The sequence below is a fragment of the Bartonella sp. MM73XJBT genome, assembly GCF_028618465.1.
Taxonomy (GTDB): Bacteria; Pseudomonadota; Alphaproteobacteria; order Rhizobiales; family Rhizobiaceae; genus Bartonella.
Genome location: NZ_JAQISY010000114.1, coordinates 1 through 953, shown reverse-complemented (window position 1 = coordinate 953; position 953 = coordinate 1). Strand labels below are relative to the sequence as shown.

The window sequence follows — 953 nt, the reverse complement described above, 5'->3', positions numbered from 1 at the left end:
TGAAGATCATTTGCTAACCAACGAACTTCTGCGTGCATTGCTAATTGTTTGTAAGCCGTGGTAATTTCTGCCCCAACCAAATATGGGCGAAAATGATTTTCAAATTCTTCAATCAAATGCTCCGCCAAAGGCGTTGATGACTGACCAACCAATTGTACAAGAACATAAGGGCTTTTCCATAAAAAATGCCGTTCAAATGGTTCATTTTCAAAATGATCATCAACCCAATGCGCAAGAGTACTTTCGTCAATTCCAATCAAAGTCCATGCATATTGCGCACGCGATACAGGAGAATATTTCGTCTCATCATGTTGTAAATAATCTTCTAAAAGGGCAAGAGCTTGTGTAGGTGGACCAGGCAACACCACAAGACAACTTCCATCACAAGAAAGGTAAAAACCAGGAGCTGTACCCGTAGGATTATCAAGCACTTTTGCCGTCTGCGGAAACAATGCTTGACGCGCATTATGACTATCCGGTACAATCCCTAACCGCTCCAACTGAGCTTTTATTGTCTGCCAAACATCTTCATGATGAATCAAAGGTTGTCTCACAGCTTTAGCCACCGCATCACGTGTTTTATCGTCAGATGTTGGTCCTAGTCCCCCACTGATAATGATGAGATCTTCTTGCCCCAAACAAGCAACCACAGTTTCGCATATTTGCTGTAATTGATCAGCGCAAACAAAATGGCGTGTTACTTGAATGTTCCTCTTTTCCAAGCTTTGACTCAAATCCTGCAAATTCGTATTCAAATATTGCCCTGAAAGGAGTTCATCACCAACCGTAATAACTGCCGCTCGACAAACAGAAACAGGATTTTCAAGAGAATTGAGAACAGCGTGTACCATTTGGCGAGTAGAGGCTTCCCCTCCTAAATCATAGGTCACAATTTTTCCAGAACGAATAACCTGATCAATACTCTCAGACAATTGCCGTGCCGCATCCTGAAA

1 protein-coding gene is annotated in these 953 nt (G+C 42.3%); it reads right to left on the bottom strand.

Going from position 1 to position 953, the window contains the following annotated elements; all coding sequences use genetic code 11:
- Positions 1-953: competence/damage-inducible protein A (locus PVV69_RS09900; RefSeq protein ID WP_273757362.1), on the bottom strand; the 953-nt coding region annotated here is incomplete at both ends.